Raw genomic sequence first — 22595 nt, forward strand, 5'->3', positions numbered from 1 at the left:
TAGCTGACTTCCTTTCTATGTAACAGCAGATTATAAAGCGTGGAGAGATTCCAGCTCTTTGCGGCTGTACTTGACCAGAACATTGTAGATCACTACGGTCAAAAGTCCTTCGCAGATTGCGAGCGGAATTTGTGTAACCGCAAAAATGCCGGCAAATTTAGAGAAGGATGCGAGGAAGCCGCCGGTCGGATCGGGATGATCCAAAGCGAGCTGAACAGAGGTGACAAGATAGGTGAACAAATCTCCCAGCGCAGCGGCAAAAAACACCGCGATTCCGGATGACACACCGAGCTTCTTACATAGCTTGAACACACCGAATGAAACAAGCGGCCCCGCGATCGCCATGGAGAAGGTATTGGCTCCCAGCGTACTCAATCCCCCATGCGCGAGTAAAAGCGCCTGGAAGAGCAGAATAATAACGCCAATTACAGACATGGCAGACGGCCCGAACAGGACAGCGCCAAGCCCTACCCCGGTCGGATGGGAGCAGCTCCCGCTGACAGAAGGGATTTTTAATGCTGAAAGGACAAACGCAAACGCGCCGCACATCGCGAGCAGCACCAGGTTTTTGGAGGATTGCTTAACCGATTTGGAGATAGAGAAAAAGCCCCATACGACAAACGGAACACAGACAACGCCCCAGGCTATCGCCCAGCCGGGGTTGAGATATCCCTCCATAATATGCATGGCGGATGCCTGCGGAGAGAAAAAGAGGGCCGCGCATAGTACGGCCGAGGCGGAAACAAGGATTTTTTGCAGTTTTGTTGTTTTCATCATAAAAACAACCCCTTTCTATTATGATTGTGCACACGAAAAAAGAAGCCCGAAAATATCTTCGGGCTTCCCTGCAATACGAAACACCGGCAGGGAGAAAGATCCCTGTCAGGCTGTGATGCAGACTATACCCTTCATACACTGTGAAGTTACAGCCATCCGCAAAGCGGAGCATAACGGCAGATATCCCGACTAAAACTTCATCGTTGGCTTTCGCCTTCCCGGATTGGATAAAATCCAGTGGCTTGCAGGCTTGTCCCCGCGTGAAAGCCTCCTCAGTTCATACGGTAGCAGGACTGTCCGGGATTCGCACCCGAGTTCCCTTTTAAGAAAATAGGGATATTCTCCCATATTTCACCGTTATTCAACATAAATAGTTTGGAACTGTTTTCGTTTTTTCGCAATTTTAGTGTAGCATAGGCGGTTTTTCTTGTCAATGAGGAAAGGGCCTTTTCCAGAACTATTTCTTGACAGCCAAACCCGGATAAGCTACAATAAGGCTTAGAAAAGAACTATGGGCAAAATACGGGGAAGTCAGGTGGGAATCCTGCGCAAGTCCGTTACTGTATCCTGCTTTATGCAGCAAGCCAGATTGCCGGGCCTGATAGTTTCACAGCTTTGCGGTCAACCGAAGCCTGTGGAGAAGACAAACGGCTTCTTACAAATGACTCCATTCGGTGATGATCCTGAATGGAGTTTTTTCAATGGGAGACCGGCACTTTTGATCCTTGGGAAGGAAAGGGAGCTTTGCTTGGCAAAGCATGGGCCAAATCATGGATTATTTTTTAGATCAAACCCGCCCAAATCTCCGGTACGGCTATACGACCGGAACCTGCGCCGCACTGGCGGCGAAGGCGGCGGCGCAGATGCTGCTGTCCGGACAGGCAGTTTCTTCTGTCGCGGTAAAAACACCGAAGGGCGTTGTGATTACTGCACAACCGGAGGACATCGCAAGAGAACCTGACAGAGTTTCCTGCGCCGTCAGAAAAGACAGTGGGGATGATCCGGATATTACTGATGGCATTCTGGTTTACGCCTCTGTCCTTTATAAGGATGGCGGCGGGATCACGGTCGAAGGCGGAAATGGTGTTGGACGGGTAACAAGAGAGGGCTTATCCTGTCCTGTCGGGAGCGCCGCCATCAACCCTCAGCCCAGAAAGCAGATTATCCAGGCTGTAACGGAAGCGGCGGAGGAATTTGGCTGTTTATGCGGGTTTGAGGTGATTATCTCAGTACCGGGAGGAGAACGTCTTGCGAAAAAGACCTTTAACCCCCGGCTGGGAATTGAGGGGGGGATTTCGATTCTGGGTACCAGCGGGATTGTGGAGCCAATGAGCGATGCCGCCCTGCTTGAATCGATCCGTCTTGAGATCAGTGTATTACATGCGGCGGGACATCAAACGCTGTTAATGACGCCTGGAAATTATGGTGAAACCTTTGCGTCTGAAACACTCAGCCTGACCGGTGCGCCCATGTTCCAGTGCAGCAATTTCATTGGGGATACGCTGGATATGCTGCGGCAGGCAGATATCCGGTCTGTCCTGCTGGTAGGGCATATCGGAAAGCTGGTGAAGCTTGCTGGGGGAATGATGAACACCCACTCGAAATACGGGGATTGCCGGCTGGAATTGATGAGCGTTTATGCAGTGCTTTCAGGCGCGGGACGGGAAACGGCAGAAGCGGTGATGGATTGTATTACAACCGAGGCGGCGCTTTCCGTGCTGGAGCAGGCAGGATGGCTGAAGGAAACGATATCCCGCGTGATGAGGGCGATAGAAGCGCAGCTGACAAGGCGCGCGGGATCGGTTGCGGTTGGCGTGGTGATGTTTGCTAAGCCCTATGGATTGCTTGGAAAGACTGAAAACGCCGATCTGCTGATCGAAGAATTAAAGAAAGAACAAGGGAAAGGAAATAGATAAATGCAGGGGAAATTATATGGAATCGGGGTTGGGCCGGGCGATCCGGAGCTGGTGACCCTAAAAGCGGCGCGGCTGATGCGAGAATGCGACGTAGTTGGGATGATCGCGGCAAATGGAGAGAAACAGACCGCGTTTGAAATAGCGAGAAAGGCTGTCCCGGAAATTGAATCCAAGGAACAGCTCTTGATCGACATACCGATGTCCCGTGACCCAGAAGTGACCGGACGAAACCGAGACCGGGCAGGCGAAAAGATAAAAGCAGTGCTGGCGCAGGGAAAAGACGTCGCGTTTTTGACGCTGGGTGATCCGACTGTTTATTCAACGTATCTTTATCTGCATGACCGGGTGGTACAATCAGGGTTCCAGGCGGAGATTGTCCCTGGAGTCACCTCTTTCTGCGCGGCTGCAGCGGCACTGGGAACCAGCCTGGCAGAAGGGGATCAGCCGCTTACCATCATTCCCGGCTCTTATGCATGTACCGAAACGATGCTGAAAGCTCCAGGAAACAAGATTTTAATGAAAACGGGACGAGCTTTCGAACAGGTAAAGGCCCTGCTTCGGGAGAACGGGCTGGAGAAGAAAACACAGCTAGTAGAGCGATGCGGGATGGAAGGAGAGCGGGTCTGCCGTTCAGTGGAGGAAGTGACAGAGCCCCCGCATTATTTTTCCATTCTGCTGGTAAAACCTGAATAGAAAGGGATGGGTGGCAAGATGGTTTATTTTGTGGGTGCGGGCTGCGGAGCGCCGGACTTAATTACGGTACGGGGAGACCGGCTGCTGCGCCGGGCTGATGTGATAATTTATGCGGGATCACTGGTAAACCCAGAGCTTTTGACAACAGCTAAAACTAGCTGCGAAATTTATAACAGCGCCGTTATGACGCTCGAAGAGGTCGTTGAAGTTATGAGGCAGGCGGAACAGGAGGAAAAGCTGACAGTACGGCTGCATACCGGAGACCCTTGTCTTTATGGGGCGATCCGCGAGCAGATGGATCTTTTGGAGGAATTGGGAATCAGCTATGAAATTGTGCCGGGGGTCAGCTCCTTCTGCGGCGCGGCCGCGGCGGTTAAGGCTGAATACACCCTGCCGGACGTTTCGCAGACTGTGATCATCAGCCGGATGGCCGGGAGAACTCCAGTCCCGGACCGGGAAGAAATAGCCCGGCTGGCAGAACACCAGGCGACGATGGTACTGTTTTTGAGCACGGGACTGCTGGAAGATTTGAGCGTGCAGCTGCTCCGGGGAGGATACTCGGAGGATACCCCGGCGGCGCTTGTCTATAAAGCGAGCTGGCCGGACGAAAAGGTCTGCCGCTGTACGGTGGGAACCCTGCTTCAGACGGCGAAAGAGAATAAAATCAGCAAAACGGCGCTCGTTTTGGTCGGGCGTTTTCTGGGAGACGAGTATCAGAGATCAAAGCTTTATGACCCCGGATTCTCCCATGAATTCCGAAAGGCGGAAAACGGAAACTAGGCGGAAAGGATGCTGTGCGGCAGCAGGGCAACAGGTAGAATCATGAAACTGGCTGGGATTGCTTTTACGGGAAAAGGAAAAGCGCTCCTGGAGCGGATTTCCAGTCTGCTGCAGGAGGATACGCTGGATTGTTATCAGATAGGCGGCACAGAGGAAAGGCTTGCCGTGCCGGATATAGACCGGTTTGCACAGAAAGGGTTTGCAGAATATGACGGGCTTCTTTTTGTCGGTGCGTGCGGAATTGCAGTGCGCGCGGTTGCGCCTTACGTGGAGTCAAAGTTAACCGATCCGGCGGTGGTTGTGCTGGACGAGCGAGGGGAATATGCGGTGCCGGTACTGTCCGGCCATCTCGGCGGCGCTAACCGTCTGGCAAAAACGCTTGCGGATTTGATTGCGGCCCAGGCTGTGATCACGACGGCCACTGATATTAACGGAATGTTCGCTGTCGACGTCTGGGCAAAGGAACAGGGGCTTTCCATTATTACGCCGAAGGCGATCCGGGCGGTTTCATCTGCGGTGCTCTCTGGGAGAGAGATTGGATTTGATTCGGATTTCCCCTATACCGGCAATCTGCCCGCACAGCTTACAGAGAAAAAAGCAGGGGCGCTGGGTCTCTGCGTGTCAGCTAAAATCAGACATCCCTTTGCGGTTACCCTGTTGTGCGTACCCCGAACCGTCACGATTGGAATCGGCTGCCGGAAAGGGATCGCGGAGGAACTGCTGGAGCAGGCCATATGTCAAAGGCTGGAGCAGGAGAATATTCCGCTAGCGGCGGTAGAGCAGGTATGCTCGATTGATCGGAAAAAGGAGGAACCGGCAATCTTGGCCTTTTGCCGGAAATACCGTCTCCCCTTTTGCTGCTATACGGCGGACGAGCTCAGCAGCGCGCCGGGAGAATTCCGGCCATCCGCGTTTGTGCAGAAAACGGTTGGAGTGGATAACGTCTGTGAACGGGCGGCGATACTGGGAAGCGGCGGTCGGCTGATTCTATCTAAAACGGTGGAAAACGGCGTGACAATCGCCGCGGCAACAAGAAATTTTCAGCTAACTTTTTAAGAGATAGGATGTTTGGATGGGAGAATTATTGATTGTAGGGCTCGGCCCGGGCGGACGTGCCGGCATGACCGAAGAAGCTTACGAGGCGTTGGATCGCAGTGAGGTGATTGTAGGATATCCGGTATATCTCGATCAGATCCGCGCTGATTTTCCGGGAAAACGGTATTTGGACACCCCGATGCGCCAGGAGGAAAAAAGGTGCAGAATGGCGATAGAAGAAGCACTTTCCGGATATACGGTTTCACTGGTTTGCAGTGGGGACGCTGGGGTTTATGGTATGGCAGGGCTTGCGCTGGAGCTTTCGGAGGAATACCCGCCGCTTGAGGTGCGGGTGATCAGCGGGGTGACGGCGGCCTGTTCCGGCGCCGCTGTGCTGGGCGCGCCTTTGATGCATGATTTCGCGGTGATCAGCCTGAGCGATCTGCTTACACCGTGGGAGTTGATTGAAAAACGGCTTTTGTGTGCTGCGGAGGCGGACTTTTCCATCTGTTTATATAATCCGTCAAGCAAAAAACGGAAGGACTATTTGAAGCGCGCCTGTGAAATCATCCTTTCCCGGCGTTCGGGAAATACGGTGTGCGGAATTGTCCGGCAAATCGGAAGGGATGGGGAATCAAAACGAATTCTGCTCCTTTCCGAATTACAGGATACAGAAGTGGATATGTTTACGACAGTATTTATCGGAAATTCAAAAACCAAGCAGATCGGTGAATTTATGGTAACGCCCAGAGGCTACCGGATCGGAAAGGAAAGTTAGGATGGCGAAGCTGCTTGTATTTGCCGGGACGACAGAGGGACGCGAGCTCGCGCAGGCCCTGTGCCGCCATGGCTTTGAGGTGGTGGCCAGTACTGCGACAGAATATGGCGCGCAGCTTTTCCCGGAATCGGACGGGCTGACCGTATGGCCTCATCGGATGACAGAACAGCAGATGACGGATCGCCTGCTGGATGAACCGTTTGAAGCTGTAATTGATGCGACCCATCCTTATGCGCAGGAGGCAACCCGGAATATCAGGAATGCCTGTCTGAAAGCCGGCGTGCCTTATTACCGTTTGGTACGGGAGGAGGAAGCGGCGGAGGATGCCGTTTATCTTTCCTCGTCCCGGGAAGCGGCAGAATATCTGGCGGGAACCAGCGGCGCGGTTTTTCTTACAACCGGGACGAAGGAACTGAAGCTTTTTTCTGTGCTGCCTGATTTTGCAGAACGGTTTTATGCGAGGGTACTGCCCTTTGAAGAATCAATCCGTGCCTGTACGGAATGCGGATTAACCGGGAAACACATTTTTGCAATGCAGGGACCTTTTTCCAGGGAGATGAACCGGGCGATGCTGTCTCAGACAGAAGCCGCTTATCTGGTTACAAAATCTTCCGGGAAGGCCGGCGGCTTTTCGGAAAAGCTGCAGGCCGCGAAGGAACTCGGCGTGACTGTGCTGGTGATTGGGCGGCCGGAGCAGGAGGAAGGCTATTCCCTTCCTGAACTGCTGGCGCGGTTTGGAATCGAGGAACCGTGCAGAGAGGAGAAACAGGATTACTTTCCGTTTTACCTCCCTGTCAGGAATCAGCGGGTGCTGATCGTCGGGGCCGGCAGGATTGCATGCCGGAGAATCAAAACGCTCAGCCGGTTTTCCTGCCGGCTGATTGTCCGTGCCTTGGCTGTCCCGGAGGAAATCAGGGAGCTTGCGGAGGAATGGCAGGAGTCGGCGTTTGAGGTATCGGAATGTAATGGGATGGATTATGTGCTAGCGGCTACAGACGATCCGCAGCTCAACCATGAGATCGTATCCTACTGCCGAAAGCGGAAGATTCCGGTAAACCGCGCGGACAGCAAAGAAGAATGCGATTTTTATTTTCCCGCTGTAATTGTAGAAGAACCATTGGTCGTCTCGGTCTGTGCGGGAGGAAAAGGCCATCATCAGGTAAAACGGGCAGCGGATTATTTCCGCAGGACTGCCCGGCTTTGGAAGGAAAGGGAAAGGTGAATGCCTTGAAGCCAATCAAACAGCCCAGTCAAATCCGGACGGAATCCCCGGAGCTTCAAGTGCTGCTGCTCTTGGAACCGGATCGTTTTCCGAGGCTCGGCAAAGAACTGTCTGCTCGTCAGATTCCGTCAATACGACTTTCTCTGACCGAGACGAAACCGATCAAGCATAATACCTTGTTATGGCAGGCGGTCTGCCAGATCAAACAGTATGACTGGGCGCTCTTTTTTGGGAGTGAGGAGACAGAAACCTTTTTTTCTATGCTCGCCTGCCGGAAAATTGATGTCCGGGGACTGGGACACCTGAAACTGGCTGCGGCCAGCCGGGGCGCGGAACAGTCGCTTGTTAAGCGCGGCCTGTTCCCGGCCTGTGCTGTTGGAAAGGAAGATAAGCGATTTTCAGAACGGCTGCTGCAGGCAGTGTGTCCAAAGGAGCGCCTGCTGATCCCATACGGAAGGCTGGCCGATGAACGGTGCCTTCAGAAGCTCTCGGCTGCCGGAGTCGCTTATGACTGTGTGCCCTTGTTTCAGACAGTTTGGAGCGGCGAACGTCTGCCGGAAATTTGGAAAAGGGTGGTTATCGTGACGGATAATCCGGTGAACCTTGACCGGCTGGCACAGGAAATCAGCGCGCAGCAGAGGGAACACGCTGTGATTCTCTGCCTCTCGGAGGCTGTGCAGAAAAAGGCAAAACAAATGGGGCTTTGTGCAGTATTGCCGGGGAAATATACCTGTCCGGCAATAATAGCGGCAATCATGTCTATAGGAGGAGCGGCGGATGAGAAAGAGAACCATTTATCTGGTAGGAGCGGGGATGGGAAATCTGTCCGGTCTGACCGGAGCGGCGAACAGCGCAATAGCAGAAAGTGACATTCTGTTTGGCGCCAAACGGCTTCTTGATTCAATCGCGCCGGCGGGAAAACAAGCTGTTGCGGTGTATCAGCCTCAGGAGATCAAAGCGGCTCTGTCCGGCCTGCCTGAGACGAAGGTAGCTGCTGTCCTGCTGTCTGGGGATATTGGGTTTTACAGTGGTGCAAAGCGGATTGTAGAAGCTTTCCCGGAAGACAATATCATTGGAATCCCCGGCCTGAGCTCATTGCAGTATTTTTGCGCCAAAGAGAAAAAGGCGTGGGAAACGGTTCGTCTGATCAGCCTTCATGGCAGACGGGAAAACCTGATTTCAGCTCTTCGCCGGTATCCTGAGATTTTTCTGCTGACCGGCGGCGAGCAAACTGTTTCGAGTGTGTGCAGGCGTTTGGCGCAATATGGATGCGGTGATGCTTTCGTACGGATCGGTGAAAACCTTTCTTCTGCGGAGGAGCGAATTTTTCGCGGACGGGCAGAGGAATTTTGCAGCCTTGAGACGGCTTCGCTTTCGGTCATGCTGATCGAACAGAAGGACTTTCACCCCTCCGTAGTAACGCCGGGCCTGCCCGACCGCCTGTTTGAACGCGGGAATGTGCCGATGACCAAAAGCGAGGTACGGAGCGTTACCCTGTCGAGGCTTCGGTTGCGCCCAGGGGATATTGTTTATGACATCGGCGCGGGAACCGGCTCTGTATCGGTAGAGGCGGCGCTCCAGGCGGAGAACGGCGCAGTTTATGCGGTGGAATGCCGGGATACGGCACTGGAGCTGATTGAGAAAAACAAGCTGAAATTTGGCTGTGAAAATATAACGGTGGTTGCCGGGAAAGCGCCGGAGGCGCTGGAAGGATTGCCGGCGCCTGATCGTGTATTTCTTGGAGGAACCTCCGGACAGACGGAAGAAATATTAACGCGGCTGGTCGACCGCTCTGGTTCGTTCCGTGTGGTGGCTAACGCTGTGACAGTAGAAACTCTTTCCCATACTCTTTCTGTTCTGGAAAAACTGGGCTTTCAGGAAATTGAGGCTGTGCAAATTGCGGTAACGCCTTTGGAAAAAAGAGGGCGTTACCATATGATGAGTGCGCAAAACCCGGTATTTGTAATCAGTGCGGATTGGGAACGGTGATTAAAGAAAGGATGTGTTTGGGCATGCGGTTATCCTCTCCGCGCTTTTTGCTTACTGCTCCGGCAAGCGGGAACGGCAAGACTACCCTTGCCTGCGCAGTGCTGCAGGCCTTTGTGAATCGTGGAATCCCGGCGGCTTCTTTTAAATGCGGGCCGGATTTTATCGATCCGATGTTCCACAGCCGGGCAATCGGCACGCCGAGCTATCAGCTTGATTCCTTTTTCATGAACCGGGAACAGCTAGCCAGTTCACTGCTTCGTCATTCCTCCGGGCGCAGGATTTCTGTGCTGGAGGGAGCAATGGGATATTATGACGGGATTGCCGGTACTACGACCAAGGCGAGCGCTTACGAAGTGGCGCGGCTGACCAAGACGCCGGTTGTGCTGGTGGTAGACTGCAAGAAAGCGAGCGTTTCGATTCTTGCACTCCTGTTCGGTTTTCTGTCATTCCGGGATGATTCGGCGATTGCAGGCGTGATCCTGAACCGTTTGTCCGCTTCCCGGTATTCCGAGATGAAAGCACTGATTGAGTCGAACCTCCCGGTGAAGGTTTACGGCTTTCTGCCGCCAATGGAGAACTGCAGCTTTGAGAGCCGTTATCTGGGCCTGGTACAGGCAGGTGAAATGGAGGGCATCGGCCAGAAGCTGCAAACGCTTGCGGCGCAGGCGGAGAAAAGCATTGACCTGGATGGGCTTCTCCGTCTGGGGGATACGGCGCCGCCTGTCGAGACGCAGCCGGTATCCCTAAAGCCGGCTGCAGGACGTCCGGTGATTGCTGTTGCAAGGGATGAAGCCTTTTCTTTTTATTATCAGGATAATCTTGACCTGCTTGCCGCCGGCGGCGCGGAATTGCGGTATTTTTCTCCTCTGCGCGACCGTATTCTCCCGCCCGAAGCGGACGGCCTGCTGCTGGGCGGCGGATATCCGGAGCTGTTTGCACAAACGCTCTCGGAGAACCATACTATGCGGGAAAGCATTTTGGCGGCTGTCAACGATGGGATGCCCTGCATTGCGGAATGCGGTGGCTTTCTGTATCTCTGTGAAGAGCTGGAAGACGCGCAGGGAATTTCGCTTCCAATGGTGGGGGCAATTTCGGCCAGGGGTTTTGGAACCCATCGGCTGGGACGCTTTGGATACGTCTCCCTGACTGCACAGAAAGATAACCTGCTGTGCCGGGAGGGAGAGCAGATTCGGGGACATGAATTTCACTATTGGGACTGCAGCGACTGCGGGAACAGCTTTTTAGCGGTAAAACCGGTGCGGGACACATCCTGGGAATGCGTTCATACAACGCAGACTCTATATGCGGGATTTCCGCATCTTTCCTTTGTCTCTAATCCATCTGCGGTACAACGGTTTTTGAGGAAATGTGTACATTTTCGGAAAAGGAAGGAACAAGAATGATTTCATTGCAGGAAACGCTTCAGCGGATTCAGCCGGCTGATCAAAGGAGCGGGGAGCTTTCAAAAAAAAGATGGGACAGCATCGCAAAGCCGCTGGGAAGCTTGGGGCTGTTAGAGGAAGCCGTGGTTCGGATTTCTTCCGTACAGGGCACGGCGGACTGTCGGATTGACAAAAGAGCAGTGCTGATTTTCTGCGCGGATAACGGTGTGGTTTGCGAGGGCGTAACTCAGTGTGACAGCAGCGTTACCGCGGTTGTTGCCGGGAATTTTTTATCGGGCGACACCAGCGTTTGCATCATGGCCGGGCTGGCAGGCGCCGATATCATACCGGTGGATATTGGGATGAATGCAGATGTTCCCGGCATGATTTCTCTCAAGCCCCGGTATGGAACCGGCAATATTGCCAGGGAACCTGCAATGAGCCGGCAGGAGGCCGTCCGGGCAGTGGAAGCCGGGATTGAGATGGTAAGAAGACTTTCCGAGGAAGGATATCAACTGATTGCTACAGGAGAAATGGGAATCGGCAATACTACCACCAGCAGTGCGGTAGCGTCTGCATTGACTGGACTTTCAGTCCGGGAGATGACCGGACGAGGAGCCGGACTGTCTTCAGCGGGGCTTGTGAAAAAGCAGACTGCGATCCGGCAGGCGCTGGAGCTGCATCGGCCTGACCCGGAGGATGTCGTCGGCGTGCTGGCAAAGGTAGGTGGCTTAGATCTTGCGGGATTAACCGGAGCCTTTTTAGGATGCGCGGCATTGAAAATTCCTGCTGTGATTGACGGATTCATCTCAGCTACCGCCGCCTTATGCGCGGTTCGGCTTTGCCCGGCGGCTGGGGAATACCTGTTGGCTTCCCATCAGTCGGGAGAGCCGGCAAGCAGAATAATCATGGAAGAACTGGGCCTTTCTCCATTCCTGGACGCAGGGATGAGACTGGGCGAGGGTACGGGAGCAGTTGCCGCCCTGCCGGTTTTGGATATGTCACTTGCGGTTTACCGCAGGATGAGCACCTTTGAGGAGATTGAAATCGAGGCGTATCAGCCTTTAACATAGAAGGAGCGGGGCAGATGTTTCTATTGGTGACAGGCGGGGCGGCCAGCGGAAAATCAGAATACGCGGAACAGCGCGCGATGCAGGCTGCAGCGCCGCGCGTTTATCTTGCAACCATGGAACCGTTTGGAGCAGAGGCGCAGAGGCGGATTCACCGCCATCGAAGGCTGCGGGCGGAGAAGGGCTTTTTGACAATCGAATGCCCAGTAGACATCCGGTCAGTGGGACTGCCGGAAAAAAGCACAGTACTTTTGGAATGCCTTTCCAACCTTGCGGCAAATGAATTCTTTTCATCGGCGGGGGCTGGCAGGGAGAGGGCGGAAGAAACAATTTTTTCCGGGATCGGAAGTTTGCTCAGCCGGACGGAGGATCTGATTGTCGTGACCAACGAGCTGTTTTCTGACGGGACGGCCTATGATTCCTCTGTGATGGAGTATCTCCGGCTGTTGGGGAAACTAAATCAAAAGCTGGCCGGGATTGCGGACGAAGTAGTTGAGGTCGTCTGCGGCATTCCGGTCATATGTGAAGAAGGGAAAGAGCTATGAGACTATGGGAATCCTTTAAAATAGCGTTTGCAATGTATTCTGTTCTGCCGATACCAGATGTAAAATGGGAAGAAAAGAATATGCGGTATGCCTTCTGCTTTTTTCCTCTGATCGGGCTGGTGGTCGGCGGGGCGCTGTCCCTGTGGCTCTGGCTGAGCCATTTGCTGGAATTAGGCGGACTGCTGACCGCAGTGGTAGCAGTTTCGGTTCCGATACTGCTGACTGGCGGAATCCATCTTGACGGCTTCTGCGATACTTCGGACGCACTCGCTTCCCGTCAACCGCCGGAGAGAAAGCTGGAAATTCTGAAAGATTCCCATGTCGGCGCCTTTGCAGTGATTGCAGTCGGGATTTATTTGCTGCTGACCGCCGGCTTATGGGAAGAATACCGTTTTACCGTTTCCTCCATGGGGGTGTTATGGTGTGGTTTTGTCCTGTCGCGTGCGCTCAGCGGCTGGAGCTCGGTCTCATTTCCGCCTTCTAAAAACAGCGGATTGCTCCGCAGCTTTTCTGACGCGGCGCAGAAACAGGCTGTCAGGCTTTCCTCCGTTTTGTTTATTCTGCTTTCTCTGGCTGGGATGGTTCTTTTTGACTGGATCGCGGCGGTATGCGTCGCTGTTTTGGTGTTTTTACTGCTGTTTTTTTATTACTGGATGGCCAAACGGCAATTTGGCGGTGTCAGCGGGGATTTGGCGGGCTATTTTCTGACGCTGTGCGAATGGGTTGTATTACTGGGCGTGGTTGTTGCCCAGGGCGTTGAGCGGTTAGCGGTTTGATTCCTTGGCGGCGGAGCCATCGCCGCTCATTTGGCTATGTCAAAACCGTACAATTCCAAGAAAGGAATGATCATAGCAATGAAACTGATAATTGGCGGAATGGCGCAGGGAAAAAAGGAATATGCCTGCAAAGCGTTCTGTTTGAGAGCGGATCAGGTTTTGGACGGGGCGGTATTGCCGCTTGAGCAGAGAGACGGCATTGCCGCGCTGGAACATCTGGAATTGCTGGTACGCAGGCTATTAGACAGAAATATGGATCCCTGTGCATGGCTGGAAGTCCTTTGCCGGGATAATCCTGATATTGTTCTCCTCTGCCGGGAGGTCGGCTGCGGCGTTGTACCGGTTTTACAGGAAGAACGGGACTTTCGGGAAGCAGTCGGGCGGGTTTGCTGCCTGTTGGCAAAACAGGCCGAAGCGGTTATCCGCGTTCAATGCGGACTGGGAATGGTGCTGAAGGGAGAATTGCTGTGAGAATCTGTTTGATCCGGCATGGGAAAACAGCCGGAAACGTGAAACGGCAGTATATCGGGAGAAGAACGGATGAACCGCTGTGTGAAGAGGGCAGACAGGAGTTGATCCGTTTTTATCAGGCTGGACGCTATCCAAAGGCAGAGGCCGTAATCGTTAGTCCGATGAAACGCTGTATTGAAACTGCAGAGCTTTTATACTCCGGACAGAAAATGATTTTATGCGAGGGGTTGGTTGAGACGGATTTCGGAAGCTTTGAGGGGAAAACCTATGAAGAATTAAAGGATCAGCCGGCCTATCGGCATTTTTTGGAGAGCGGCGGCGAGCTTCCCTTCCCAGGCGGAGAAACCAAGGAGGAAATGGCCTTCCGCGTGACTGCCGCGTTTTGGAAAACGGTGAAAACCCTGCAAAAGGAGGACTGCGGATCTGCAGTATTTCTGTTCCACGGCGGCCCGATCATGGCTGTGATGTCCTCGTTGATTCCGGAGTCCGGATTTTATGACTGGCAATGCCCAAGCGGCGATGGATGGGAATTCTTGCTTTCAGACTCTGCCAGGTCTGCCGGCCAGGTTGTCCGGCTGTCCGGGAAGGAGGAAAAACAGTGCAGCTTTTAGGCTATTCGTTTCTGTCGCTGGTATGCGGCTTTTTTCTGGATCTTTTGTTGGGAGACCCTCACTGGATGCCCCATCCGGTACGGTTAATTGGCTGGCTGATCGAGCGGCTGGAATCGGTTCTGCGCCGGTGGTTTCCGGCGGCTGAAAGGGGAGAATGGGCGGCAGGTATCTGTCTGGTTCTGCTGACCCTATATTGTTCGGTAGCTGTGCCTGGACTGCTTTTATGGATCGGCTGGCTGATTCATCCGCTGTGTTTTTTTGTTCTGGAAAGTGTGATGTGCTATCAGATCCTTGCAGTTACATCGCTGCGCAGGGAGAGCATGAAGGTGTATGCCTGTCTGCGGCAGGGAAACCTTTCCGGCGCCAAGGAAGCGGTTTCCCAAATTGTCGGAAGAGATGTAGAGTCTTTAGACGAAGCGGGTGTAATTCGCGCGGCGGTTGAAACGGTAGCGGAAAACGCCTCGGACGGCGTTGCCGCACCGCTTTTCTATCTCGCTTTGGGCGGGGCGCCGCTTGGCTTTTTTTATAAGGCGGTCAATACGCTTGATTCTATGGTCGGATATAAAAATGACCGGTATCTGAATTTTGGGCGCGCGGCTGCCAAAACAGACGATGTAATGAATTTTTTGCCCGCGCGCATCTGTGCCTGGCTGATGATCCTCTGCAGCGGACCGGCAGGTCTCGACGCCAAGCATGCTTTCGCTGTTTTCCGGCGCGACAGGTTTTCACACGCGAGTCCGAACAGCGCGCAGACGGAATCGGTCTGTGCCGGCGCACTGCATATCCGTCTGGCAGGAGACGCTTATTATTTTGGAAGGCTTTTAAAGAAACCATATATCGGCGATAATGACCGGCCTGTCTGTCAAGAGGATATCCGGCGAGCGAACCGGCTGATGCTTTGGACAGCCGTTGCCGCGTTCCTGCTTGCCCTGGGCTGGCGCGGACTTTATTTTTGGTTAGGAGGCCTGCTATGAGGGTGCATGGTGGGGATACACTGGGGTATTCAGATATTGTGTTGGATTTTTCCATTAACGTGAACCCATTAGGGATGCCGCAGGCGGTAAAAGAGGCGGCGAAAAAAGCAGTGGATTTCTGTGGGGAATATCCTGATTTTCGTTGCCGGGAATTAAAAAAAGCAATATCAGAACATTATGAAATTCCGGAAAATCAGATTCTCTGCGGAAACGGAGCGTCCGATCTGATCTTTCGTCTGGTACAGGCAATTAAGCCTAAAAAGGCGTTGCTGCCCTGTCCTACCTTTTCAGAATACGAAACCGCATTAAGGGGAGCTGGGTGTGAGATTATTTTTCTGCCTTTGCTGAGGGAGAATGACTTTTTGCCGGATGATTCCCTGCTGGAAGCGTTGGACTGCGGCGCAGACCTTCTGTTTTTCTGCAATCCGAACAATCCGACCGGGCAGTATGTGGACAGGCGCTTTATCAAACGACTGGCTGAAGCGTGCCGGGAAAAGAGAATTACACTCTGCCTGGATGAATGCTTTGCGGAATTTTTAGAGGAATATGACCTTGTTTCCGCGCTTCCTCTGATCTCAGATTTTCCGAACCTGTTTATCCTGCGGGCGTTTACCAAAACCTATGCAATGGCTGGACTCAGGCTCGGATGGGCGGCCTGTGCGGATCAAGCCCTGGTTTGTGGCGCGGAGGCATCCGGAGCGTGCTGGAATGTGTCGATTCCGGCTCAGAAAGCGGGGATTGCGGCGCTGAAAGAAACTGAATTTTTGGAGAAAAGCAGAAAGCTTGTGACGAATGAACGGAAGTGGATGAAACAGGAACTAACAAAACTGGGGCTTAAAGTGACTGGTTCTCATGCAAATTACCTGTTTTTCCGCAGCAGCTCTGCCCGCCTTAAGGAAGAAATGGCGCTGCGGCATATCCTGATCCGGGATTGCCGGGATTATCATGGGCTGGATGAATATGATTACCGGGTTGCTGTAAAAAACCATCCGGAAAATATACAGTTAATGGATGCACTAACCCAGTGCAAATGATAGAAAGCAGGGACAAAGATGGCAAAAGCAATTATGATACAGGGAACGACCTCAAATGCCGGAAAGAGCTTTGTAGCGGCGGGAATCTGCCGGATTCTCAAGCAGGACGGCTACCGGGTCGCGCCCTTTAAGTCCCAGAACATGGCGCTGAATTCCTTTATCACCCGGGAGGGAATGGAAATGGGGCGTGCGCAGGTGATGCAGGCGGAAGCAGCAGGGATAGAACCCAGCGTGCTGATGAACCCGATTCTGCTCAAGCCGACCAACGATGTCGGTTCACAGGTGATCGTCAACGGCGAGGTGCTGGGAAATATGAAGGCCGCGGATTATTTCCGGTATAAAAAAAGGCTGATTCCGGATATTATGAGGGCCTATCAGCGTTTGTCGGAAGAATATGATATCATTGTAATTGAAGGGGCAGGGAGTCCTGCTGAAATCAACCTCAAGCAGGATGATATCGTCAATATGGGAATGGCAAAGCTGGCGGATGCACCGGTGCTGCTGGTGGGGGATATTGACCGGGGAGGAGTATTTGCCTCTCTTTATGGAACCGCCGCGCTGCTTGAACCGGATGAGCGGAGGATAATCAAGGGTCTGGTTATTAATAAGTTCCGGGGCGATCCGGAAATCCTGAAACCAGGGCTGTCGATGCTGGAAAATCTGACAAATATCCCGGTAGCGGGGGTGATTCCCTATCTGCCGGTTGATGTAGATGATGAGGACAGCCTTTCTGAGCGGCTCGAGCAGAAGCAGGGACATGGAATCTGCGATATTGCTGCGATCCGTTTTCCGAGGATCTCTAATTTTACTGATCTCAATGCGCTCGAACGGTTGGACGGTGTGTCAGTGCGGTATATCACGTCGGCAAAGGAATGGGGAGAGCCTGACCTTGTGGTGCTGCCAGGTACCAAAAATACAATGGGCGACCTGAAATGGATGCGGGAAAACGGCCTGGAAGCAAAGATACTCAAATATGCTTCCTCAGGAAGACCGGTCTTTGGAATCTGCGGAGGCTATCAGATGATGGGTCAAGCGCTCAGCGATCCGGAGCAGGTAGAAGAAGGCGGTACCCTGCGGGGAATGGGCCTCTTCCCGGGCAGGACTGTCTTTGGACAGGAAAAGGTGCGCGGACAGGTTTCGGGAACCTTCGGGGCGCTGGAAGGAATATTCTGCACCCTGAGCGGAAAAGCGTTTCGCGGGTATGAAATCCATATGGGACAGACCTGCTGGGATACGCCTCCTATCCCGCTCACAAGCATTGGCGGGGCAAACAGAGGAAATCTGTACGGAAGCTATATCCACGGGATCTTTGACCGGCCTGAAATCGCGCAGGCGGTGGTTACCGCTTTGTTGAAAGAAAAGGGCGTATCGTATTGTCCGGGACAGGAAATCGATGAGGCCGCTTACCGGGAACGGCAGTATGACCTCCTGGCGGAAGGAATTCGCGGCGGGCTTGACATGGAGCTGTTTTACCATATAATGGAGGAAGGAATATGAAACAGGGATTAATCCATCTTTACGCAGGAGATGGGAAAGGAAAGACAACCGCTGCGGTTGGGCTGGCAGTCCGGGCCGAGGGAAATGGGCTGCGCGTTTGGTTTTTGCAGTTTATGAAGGGAAGGACGAGCGGGGAAATCAGCGTTCTGAAACAGCTTCCGGGCTGTACTGTACGGCGGGGGAGCTGCACAAAATTCTCCTTCCAGATGACAGAAAAGGAAAAACAGACAGTAAAATCCGAGCAGGACAGCCTGCTTCAGGAAGCAGTGAGGCAGGCAGGCCTAACTGATCTTTTGATCTTGGATGAGGTGCTGTCTGCGGTTCAAACGGGGCTGTTATCCGAAGAACCGCTCCGGGAGTTTCTGAAGAACAAACCCGCACATCTGGAGCTAGTGATGACCGGCAGGGATCCAAAACCCTATATGATAGAAGCGGCGGACTATTATTCTGAAATAGTTAAGAAAAAGCATCCGTTTGACCAAGGAATTACGGCGAGGAAGGGAATTGAAGAATGAAATTGGAACGGCATCTGCCAATGGAAATTGAACAGCGCAGCTTTGAGATTATTTCGGCTGAGATGGGGGAAACCTCTTTTCATGACTGGGAGCTTCCTATTGTAAAACGGGTTATTCATACGACCGCAGACTTTGATTATGTCAAAAATATAGTCTTTACCCATGGGGCGGCTGAAAAGGGAATCCAGACACTGCGGGAGGGCGCTGCTATTGTGACCGATACAAACATGGCAAAGGCCGGAATCAATAAAAAAGCGCTGGAACGTTTGTCCGGACGGGTAGAGTGCTTTATGGCGGACAGCGATGTGGCGGAAACGGCAAGGAAGCGGCAGACTACCCGCGCCGCAGTGAGCATGGAAAAGGCGTCGTCCTTAAAAGGGCCGCTGATCTTTGCCATCGGGAATGCGCCTACTGCCTTGGTTAAGCTCTATGAGCTGATGGAAAAGCAAATCGTTTCTCCGGCGCTGGTGATTGGCGTGCCGGTCGGCTTTGTCAATGTGGTAGAAGCGAAAGAGCTGATTCTAAAAAGCGATGTTCCTTGTATTGTAGCAAGGGGAAGAAAGGGCGGAAGCAATGTCGCGGCGGCGATTATAAACGCCATGCTATATCAGCTGGGGCGGGAAGAGCAGGAGACGGCACATCCCGCCGGAGAGAGGAGAGGTAGATGATGAAAAAACGCGCTGTTTGCACATCCCTTGTTTTCCTTGCGTGCCTTATATTCCTGATTCCGGCTATGCTCTATTTTGGAGTGATACAGCCAAACCGGATGACGGCGAAACAGTTTCCGATCCATGGGGTTGATGTATCCTCTTATCAGGGCGAGATTGATTGGGGCGTCCTGGCGGAGGAAGGGATTTCCTTTGCCTATATCAAGGCAACCGAGGGCAGCGGCTTTACTGACCAGCGTTTTGCGGAAAACTGGAAGCAGGCTTCCGAAACCGGCCTAAAGATTGGCGCGTATCATTTTTTCAGCTATGACAGCAGTGGGAAAACCCAGGCGGAAAATTTTATCCGTACTGTTCCGAAGCTTCCGGGAATGCTCCCGCCCGTGATTGACGTGGAATTTTATGGGGACAAGGAACAAAACCCACCGGAAAGGGAAGATGTGGATAAGCTGCTCAAGGAACTGGTCGGGGAACTGGAAGCGTATTACGGAATGAAGCCGGTTCTTTATGCAACGGAAAAATCCTATCGAATGTATCTGAAGGGAGATTATCAGGAATGTCCGATTTGGATTCGGGATATCTGGAAGCGGCCGGTGCTGCATGACCGGGAGCATTGGACCTTCTGGCAGTATTCTTCCAGGGAAAGACTCAGGGGTTATCAGGGAAAAGAGGAATATATCGACAAAAATGTATTTTATGGTACTGCAGAAGAATGGGAACAAGAATTTTGCTGAATTTTTCCCGGCTTTTGTAACCCGGTTACAGAATGAGCCTGCAAAAATGGTTATAATAAACGTAACAAGAAAGAAAAGGAGCGATTGGAATGTCAGTTGTAACAATTACAAAAGAAAATTTTGAACAGGAAGTATTAAAGGCTGAACAAACTGTTTTGGTTGATTTTTGGGCGAGCTGGTGCATGCCCTGCAAGATGCTCTCTCCGGTCGTTGATGAGATAGCGAACGAGGAAGATAATGTCAAGGTCTGCAAAATTAATATTGATGATGAACCGGAACTTGCGCAGAAATTCCGCGTGATGAGCATCCCGACCCTGGCCGTTTTTCGTGACGGGCAGTTGGTGGATACCTCTGTCGGCGTGAAGCCAAAAGGCGCGATTGTCGACATGATCAAAAAGTAAGGAAATCTAAGGCTAAAAAGGCCGCCGCCACAAATTGTGGCGGCGGCCTTTTTAGCCTTATTTTGCAAGCCGGTAGAGCTTTTCCGGGTTGATAATCTGCACTGCGCCGCGGGAAAGGGAGACGATTCCCTCGTTCGCGAAATATTTGAGCATCCTTGTGACAACCTCCCGCGCGCTTCCCGTATATTTAGCGATCTGCTCATGGGTCATCCGGATAATGCCGTTCTCTGCTTTGGAAAGCTCACCGGCCAAGAAGGTGGCAAGGCGTTTGTCAAAGCTCATAAAGAGAATCTGCTGCATCGCCCACATAACGTCGGAAAACCGGATTGTCAAAAGCTGGTACTCAAACGCCTGAGCATAGATGTTTTCCTGGGTCAGCCGGCTGAATACCGGAGCCGGGATCAGATAGCCCTCTGATTTAGTTTCTGCCTCCACAAAAACGTCAAAGGTAATTTCCTTGAGAATACAGGAAGCGGTCAAAAGGCAAAGATCACCTCCGGCCAGCCGGTAAAGGGTGATGTCCCGCCCGTCCTCTGAAAGCAGGTAGCTTCTGATTCGCCCGCTTTTCAGCAGAAGCACGCCGATACAGTCAAGCGCTCCGCGATGAAGCTGTTCTTCCTTTTCATAGGTCACCGGGAAGGTGTTCTGAAGCAAGAGCTGCTGCTGCTCGGGACTAAGCCTTTCCCAAAACGGAAAAAACTGTTTCAATACAGGAATAGAATCAAAAGAACCCATAGATTATGCCTCTTTTCTAGACTATGATTGCTGTTTCCGGATAAACTTGATCAGCTCTGTCGCAGCCTTTGCGCCTTCGTAGACCGCCTTGGAAATTTGGAGCAATCCCCCGGTACAGTCTCCGGCGGCATATAAGCCGGGAATATTGGTCGCCATATTTTCATCCACAATGATCCGGCTGCCCTCTGTGAGCGCGCCGATTTTTTTGGCAAGGTCGGTGCTTCCGGCAATGCCGTATGCGATGAACACGCCATTGACAGGGAATATTTCACCGTCTGTGGTACGAACGGCTTCTACGGCTTCCGTACCCACGATCTCGTCTATCCTCTGTGTATTGACCTTGATTGAATCAGGAATCTCTGCCTGGAGCGCCTGCCCATCGGTAAACAGGGTTACAGAATGAACGACCGGCAGCAGTTCCAGGGCCTCATGCAGTGCGTACTCTCCGTTTCCCAGCACGGCGACGTCCTTGCCGCGGTGGAAAAATGCATCGCAGACCGCGCAGTAGCTGACACCTTTATGCTCCAGTTCCGTCAGTCCCTTGATTTTTGGGGCTTTCCGGGAAGAACCGGTTGCGAGGATAATCCCGTCTGCCGGATATTTGTTTGCGGTTGTCAGCACCGTCAGCTTTTCCTCAAAGGTGATGCCGACGACCTCTTCCTCCAGTACGGTGACGCCTAGCCGCTTGGCGCCTGCCAGCCCGGCCTGCTCCAATTCTGGGCCGGAAATGGGCTGGGCGAACCCATAATAGTTTTCAATTTTTTCGGTTTTTGATAAGGCGCCGCCGCCATTACTAAGAATTGTTGTTTCAATTCCCGCACGCTGGGTATAAAGGGAAGCGGACACTCCGGCAGGGCCGGAGCCGATAATCACAATATTTGCCATCTTGCTAACCATCCTTTCTGCTTTCAGGATAACAGAATTCGGGGAACTGTTCTGTGACGGCCTCACATAATATAACCGGTTCAGGATTCCGCATGCATCATTTTTTTGATTGCTTCCGCCTTTGCCATGGCATCTGCATACCCTAAACGGTAGGCTGCCTTCAGCTTTTCGGCATCCTTCTCCAGCCGGGAAAGCCCTAAAGATTCACTCGGCCGCAGTACAATTGCCTGCCCGTCAGTTTCCAATCTGTCGATGTAAGCGAGGGTATCATTGTAAAGCTGATGGCGCGCAGCCAAAAGCGCAACCAGCTTTGGGTAGCGGCGGTATTTCAGCTTTGCGAGCAGTGCCGCCTTGGAAGGCTGCTTTTGATATCCTTTTGGCTGAGTTAGGATAATGACGTTTCTATCATTGCCGTCCTGCATGGATTTTTTGATTGGAATTGGATCGGAAATCCCGCCATCCAGGAATTTTTTTCCGTCATATTCTACCATGGGGGAAACATACGGCAGCCAGCTCGAGGCTTTGACAATGTCCATCTTTTCCTTTAACCCATCCAGCATATAATAAGCAGGAGCTCCTTTGACACAGTCGGTAACGCCTGCAAACAACTGAATCCCGCTGTTTTCATAGGCGTCGTAGTCAAATGGGTAAAGCTCTTCCGGCATTTTGCGGAACAGCATATCCTCGCTGAAAATAGATCCTTTGGTGATCAGGTTTTTTAGCCCGTAGTATTCCGGGTCATTGCAGTGCTCAATATTAATCGCGGCACTTCGTCCCTTCTGATTTGACAAATAGGAAACCGCGTTGCATACCCCGGCCGACACGCCGATCACATAGGGGATTTTTATCTTCTCATCCAGAAATGCGTCCAGCGCGCCGGAGGTGTAAACTCCGCGGAGGCCGCCGCCTTCCAGGACCAGTCCAACTTGGCTCATTTGCTAACCTCCTTAAGCTTGTAATAATTTTATTATATCCTCTTTTGCGGGAAGACGCAACTTTTTATCTGCAATTGAAAAACTGTCACTTTTTGCTTTTTTGGTTTAAGAAATTGCGTATTTCACGAAAAATACTATACAAATTCATACGCGTCCCCTATAATAAAATCAGAAT

General features: G+C 52.5%; 25 protein-coding genes and 1 riboswitch. Of the genes, 21 read left to right on the forward strand and 4 right to left on the reverse strand.

What is annotated here, in order from left to right; translation table 11 throughout:
* Nucleotides 1–30: 30 nt before the first annotated feature.
* The gene (locus tag CZ360_RS08455; RefSeq protein WP_077533809.1) at nt 31–774 is read right to left on the reverse strand and encodes an energy-coupling factor ABC transporter permease; all 744 of its coding nucleotides are present in this window, start codon (nt 772–774) and stop codon (nt 31–33) included.
* A gap of 161 nt (nt 775–935) precedes the next feature.
* Nucleotides 936–1151, reverse strand: a riboswitch (cobalamin riboswitch).
* Nucleotides 1152–1547: 396 nt separating this feature from the next.
* Here CZ360_RS08455 and cbiD point away from each other — a divergent pair.
* From cbiD to trxA, 21 genes are all read left to right on the forward strand, one after another.
* Entirely contained in the window at nt 1548–2693 is a 1146-nt protein-coding gene (cbiD, locus tag CZ360_RS08460; protein WP_229408021.1) for a cobalt-precorrin-5B (C(1))-methyltransferase CbiD, read from the forward strand.
* Complete coding sequence (gene cobI, locus CZ360_RS08465) at nt 2694–3386, forward strand: precorrin-2 C(20)-methyltransferase (RefSeq protein WP_077533709.1); 693 nt, start codon at nt 2694–2696, stop codon at nt 3384–3386.
* An 18-nt stretch (nt 3387–3404) separates the two neighbouring features.
* A complete protein-coding gene (gene cobM / locus CZ360_RS08470) occupies nt 3405–4166 on the forward strand; it encodes a precorrin-4 C(11)-methyltransferase (protein ID WP_077533710.1) in 762 nt (253 codons plus the stop codon).
* A 42-nt stretch (nt 4167–4208) separates the two neighbouring features.
* Nucleotides 4209–5222 (forward strand): cobalt-precorrin 5A hydrolase, encoded by a 1014-nt coding sequence (locus tag CZ360_RS08475; RefSeq protein ID WP_159438191.1) that lies wholly within the window; start codon nt 4209–4211, stop codon nt 5220–5222.
* A 16-nt stretch (nt 5223–5238) separates the two neighbouring features.
* Nucleotides 5239–5979, forward strand: a complete 741-nt coding sequence (gene cobJ / locus CZ360_RS08480) for a precorrin-3B C(17)-methyltransferase (protein ID WP_077533712.1) — start codon at nt 5239–5241, stop codon at nt 5977–5979.
* A gap of 1 nt (nt 5980) precedes the next feature.
* On the forward strand, nt 5981–7201 hold the full coding sequence (gene cobK, locus CZ360_RS08485) for a precorrin-6A reductase (protein ID WP_077533713.1): 1221 nt from the start codon (nt 5981–5983) through the stop codon (nt 7199–7201).
* Nucleotides 7202–7206: 5 nt separating this feature from the next.
* Nucleotides 7207–8070, forward strand: coding sequence for a uroporphyrinogen-III synthase (locus tag CZ360_RS08490; protein ID WP_159438193.1), 864 nt, complete (start codon nt 7207–7209; stop codon nt 8068–8070).
* On the forward strand, nt 7979–9190 hold the full coding sequence (locus CZ360_RS08495; RefSeq protein WP_077533715.1) for a bifunctional cobalt-precorrin-7 (C(5))-methyltransferase/cobalt-precorrin-6B (C(15))-methyltransferase: 1212 nt from the start codon (nt 7979–7981) through the stop codon (nt 9188–9190). The genes CZ360_RS08490 and CZ360_RS08495 overlap by 92 nt, the downstream gene beginning before the upstream one ends.
* Nucleotides 9191–9213: 23 nt before the next feature.
* Nucleotides 9214–10593 carry a cobyrinic acid a,c-diamide synthase CobB gene (locus tag CZ360_RS08500; RefSeq protein WP_077533716.1) on the forward strand — a complete coding sequence of 460 codons (1380 nt, stop codon included), beginning with the start codon at nt 9214–9216 and terminating at the stop codon, nt 10591–10593.
* Nucleotides 10590–11645, forward strand: a complete 1056-nt coding sequence (gene cobT / locus CZ360_RS08505; protein WP_324612705.1) for a nicotinate-nucleotide--dimethylbenzimidazole phosphoribosyltransferase — start codon at nt 10590–10592, stop codon at nt 11643–11645. The genes CZ360_RS08500 and cobT overlap by 4 nt, the downstream gene beginning before the upstream one ends.
* Nucleotides 11646–11659: 14 nt before the next feature.
* Nucleotides 11660–12187, forward strand: a complete 528-nt coding sequence (locus tag CZ360_RS08510; RefSeq protein WP_077533717.1) for a bifunctional adenosylcobinamide kinase/adenosylcobinamide-phosphate guanylyltransferase — start codon at nt 11660–11662, stop codon at nt 12185–12187.
* A complete protein-coding gene (gene cobS / locus CZ360_RS08515; protein WP_077533718.1) occupies nt 12184–12963 on the forward strand; it encodes an adenosylcobinamide-GDP ribazoletransferase in 780 nt (259 codons plus the stop codon). The genes CZ360_RS08510 and cobS overlap by 4 nt, the downstream gene beginning before the upstream one ends.
* A 78-nt stretch (nt 12964–13041) precedes the next feature.
* Nucleotides 13042–13434, forward strand: a complete 393-nt coding sequence (locus CZ360_RS08520) for a bifunctional adenosylcobinamide kinase/adenosylcobinamide-phosphate guanylyltransferase (RefSeq protein ID WP_077533719.1) — start codon at nt 13042–13044, stop codon at nt 13432–13434.
* Entirely contained in the window at nt 13431–14045 is a 615-nt protein-coding gene (locus CZ360_RS08525; protein WP_159438194.1) for a histidine phosphatase family protein, read from the forward strand. Before CZ360_RS08520 ends, CZ360_RS08525 begins: the two co-directional genes overlap by 4 nt.
* Nucleotides 14033–15019 (forward strand): adenosylcobinamide-phosphate synthase CbiB, encoded by a 987-nt coding sequence (gene cbiB, locus CZ360_RS08530; RefSeq protein ID WP_267872680.1) that lies wholly within the window; start codon nt 14033–14035, stop codon nt 15017–15019. The genes CZ360_RS08525 and cbiB overlap by 13 nt, the downstream gene beginning before the upstream one ends.
* A complete protein-coding gene (locus tag CZ360_RS08535) occupies nt 15016–16053 on the forward strand; it encodes a pyridoxal phosphate-dependent aminotransferase (protein WP_077533721.1) in 1038 nt (345 codons plus the stop codon). Before cbiB ends, CZ360_RS08535 begins: the two co-directional genes overlap by 4 nt.
* 18 nt (nt 16054–16071) lie before the next feature.
* Nucleotides 16072–17550 (forward strand): cobyric acid synthase, encoded by a 1479-nt coding sequence (locus tag CZ360_RS08540; protein ID WP_077533722.1) that lies wholly within the window; start codon nt 16072–16074, stop codon nt 17548–17550.
* A complete protein-coding gene (locus CZ360_RS08545) occupies nt 17547–18065 on the forward strand; it encodes a cob(I)yrinic acid a,c-diamide adenosyltransferase (protein ID WP_077533723.1) in 519 nt (172 codons plus the stop codon). The genes CZ360_RS08540 and CZ360_RS08545 overlap by 4 nt, the downstream gene beginning before the upstream one ends.
* Nucleotides 18062–18733: a precorrin-8X methylmutase gene (locus CZ360_RS08550; protein ID WP_077533724.1), complete on the forward strand. Its 672-nt coding sequence runs from the start codon at nt 18062–18064 to the stop codon at nt 18731–18733. The genes CZ360_RS08545 and CZ360_RS08550 overlap by 4 nt, the downstream gene beginning before the upstream one ends.
* The gene (locus CZ360_RS08555) at nt 18730–19464 is read left to right on the forward strand and encodes a glycoside hydrolase family 25 protein (protein WP_205411115.1); all 735 of its coding nucleotides are present in this window, start codon (nt 18730–18732) and stop codon (nt 19462–19464) included. The genes CZ360_RS08550 and CZ360_RS08555 overlap by 4 nt, the downstream gene beginning before the upstream one ends.
* Before the next feature lie 89 nt (nt 19465–19553).
* Nucleotides 19554–19865, forward strand: coding sequence for a thioredoxin (trxA, locus tag CZ360_RS08560; RefSeq protein ID WP_077533725.1), 312 nt, complete (start codon nt 19554–19556; stop codon nt 19863–19865).
* A 57-nt stretch (nt 19866–19922) separates the two neighbouring features.
* On the opposite strand, the gene CZ360_RS08565 is transcribed toward trxA, so the two are convergent.
* From CZ360_RS08565 to CZ360_RS08575, 3 genes are all read right to left on the reverse strand, one after another.
* Nucleotides 19923–20600 (reverse strand): Crp/Fnr family transcriptional regulator, encoded by a 678-nt coding sequence (locus CZ360_RS08565; RefSeq protein WP_077533726.1) that lies wholly within the window; start codon nt 20598–20600, stop codon nt 19923–19925.
* 21 nt (nt 20601–20621) lie between these two features.
* Nucleotides 20622–21485 (reverse strand): NAD(P)/FAD-dependent oxidoreductase, encoded by an 864-nt coding sequence (locus CZ360_RS08570; RefSeq protein WP_077533727.1) that lies wholly within the window; start codon nt 21483–21485, stop codon nt 20622–20624.
* 80 nt (nt 21486–21565) lie between these two features.
* Entirely contained in the window at nt 21566–22420 is an 855-nt protein-coding gene (locus CZ360_RS08575; protein WP_077533728.1) for a patatin-like phospholipase family protein, read from the reverse strand.
* Between the last annotated feature and the right edge of the window lie 175 nt (nt 22421–22595).

Source organism: Massiliimalia massiliensis, assembly GCF_900155615.1.
Lineage (GTDB): Bacteria > Bacillota > Clostridia > Oscillospirales > Ruminococcaceae > Massiliimalia > Massiliimalia massiliensis.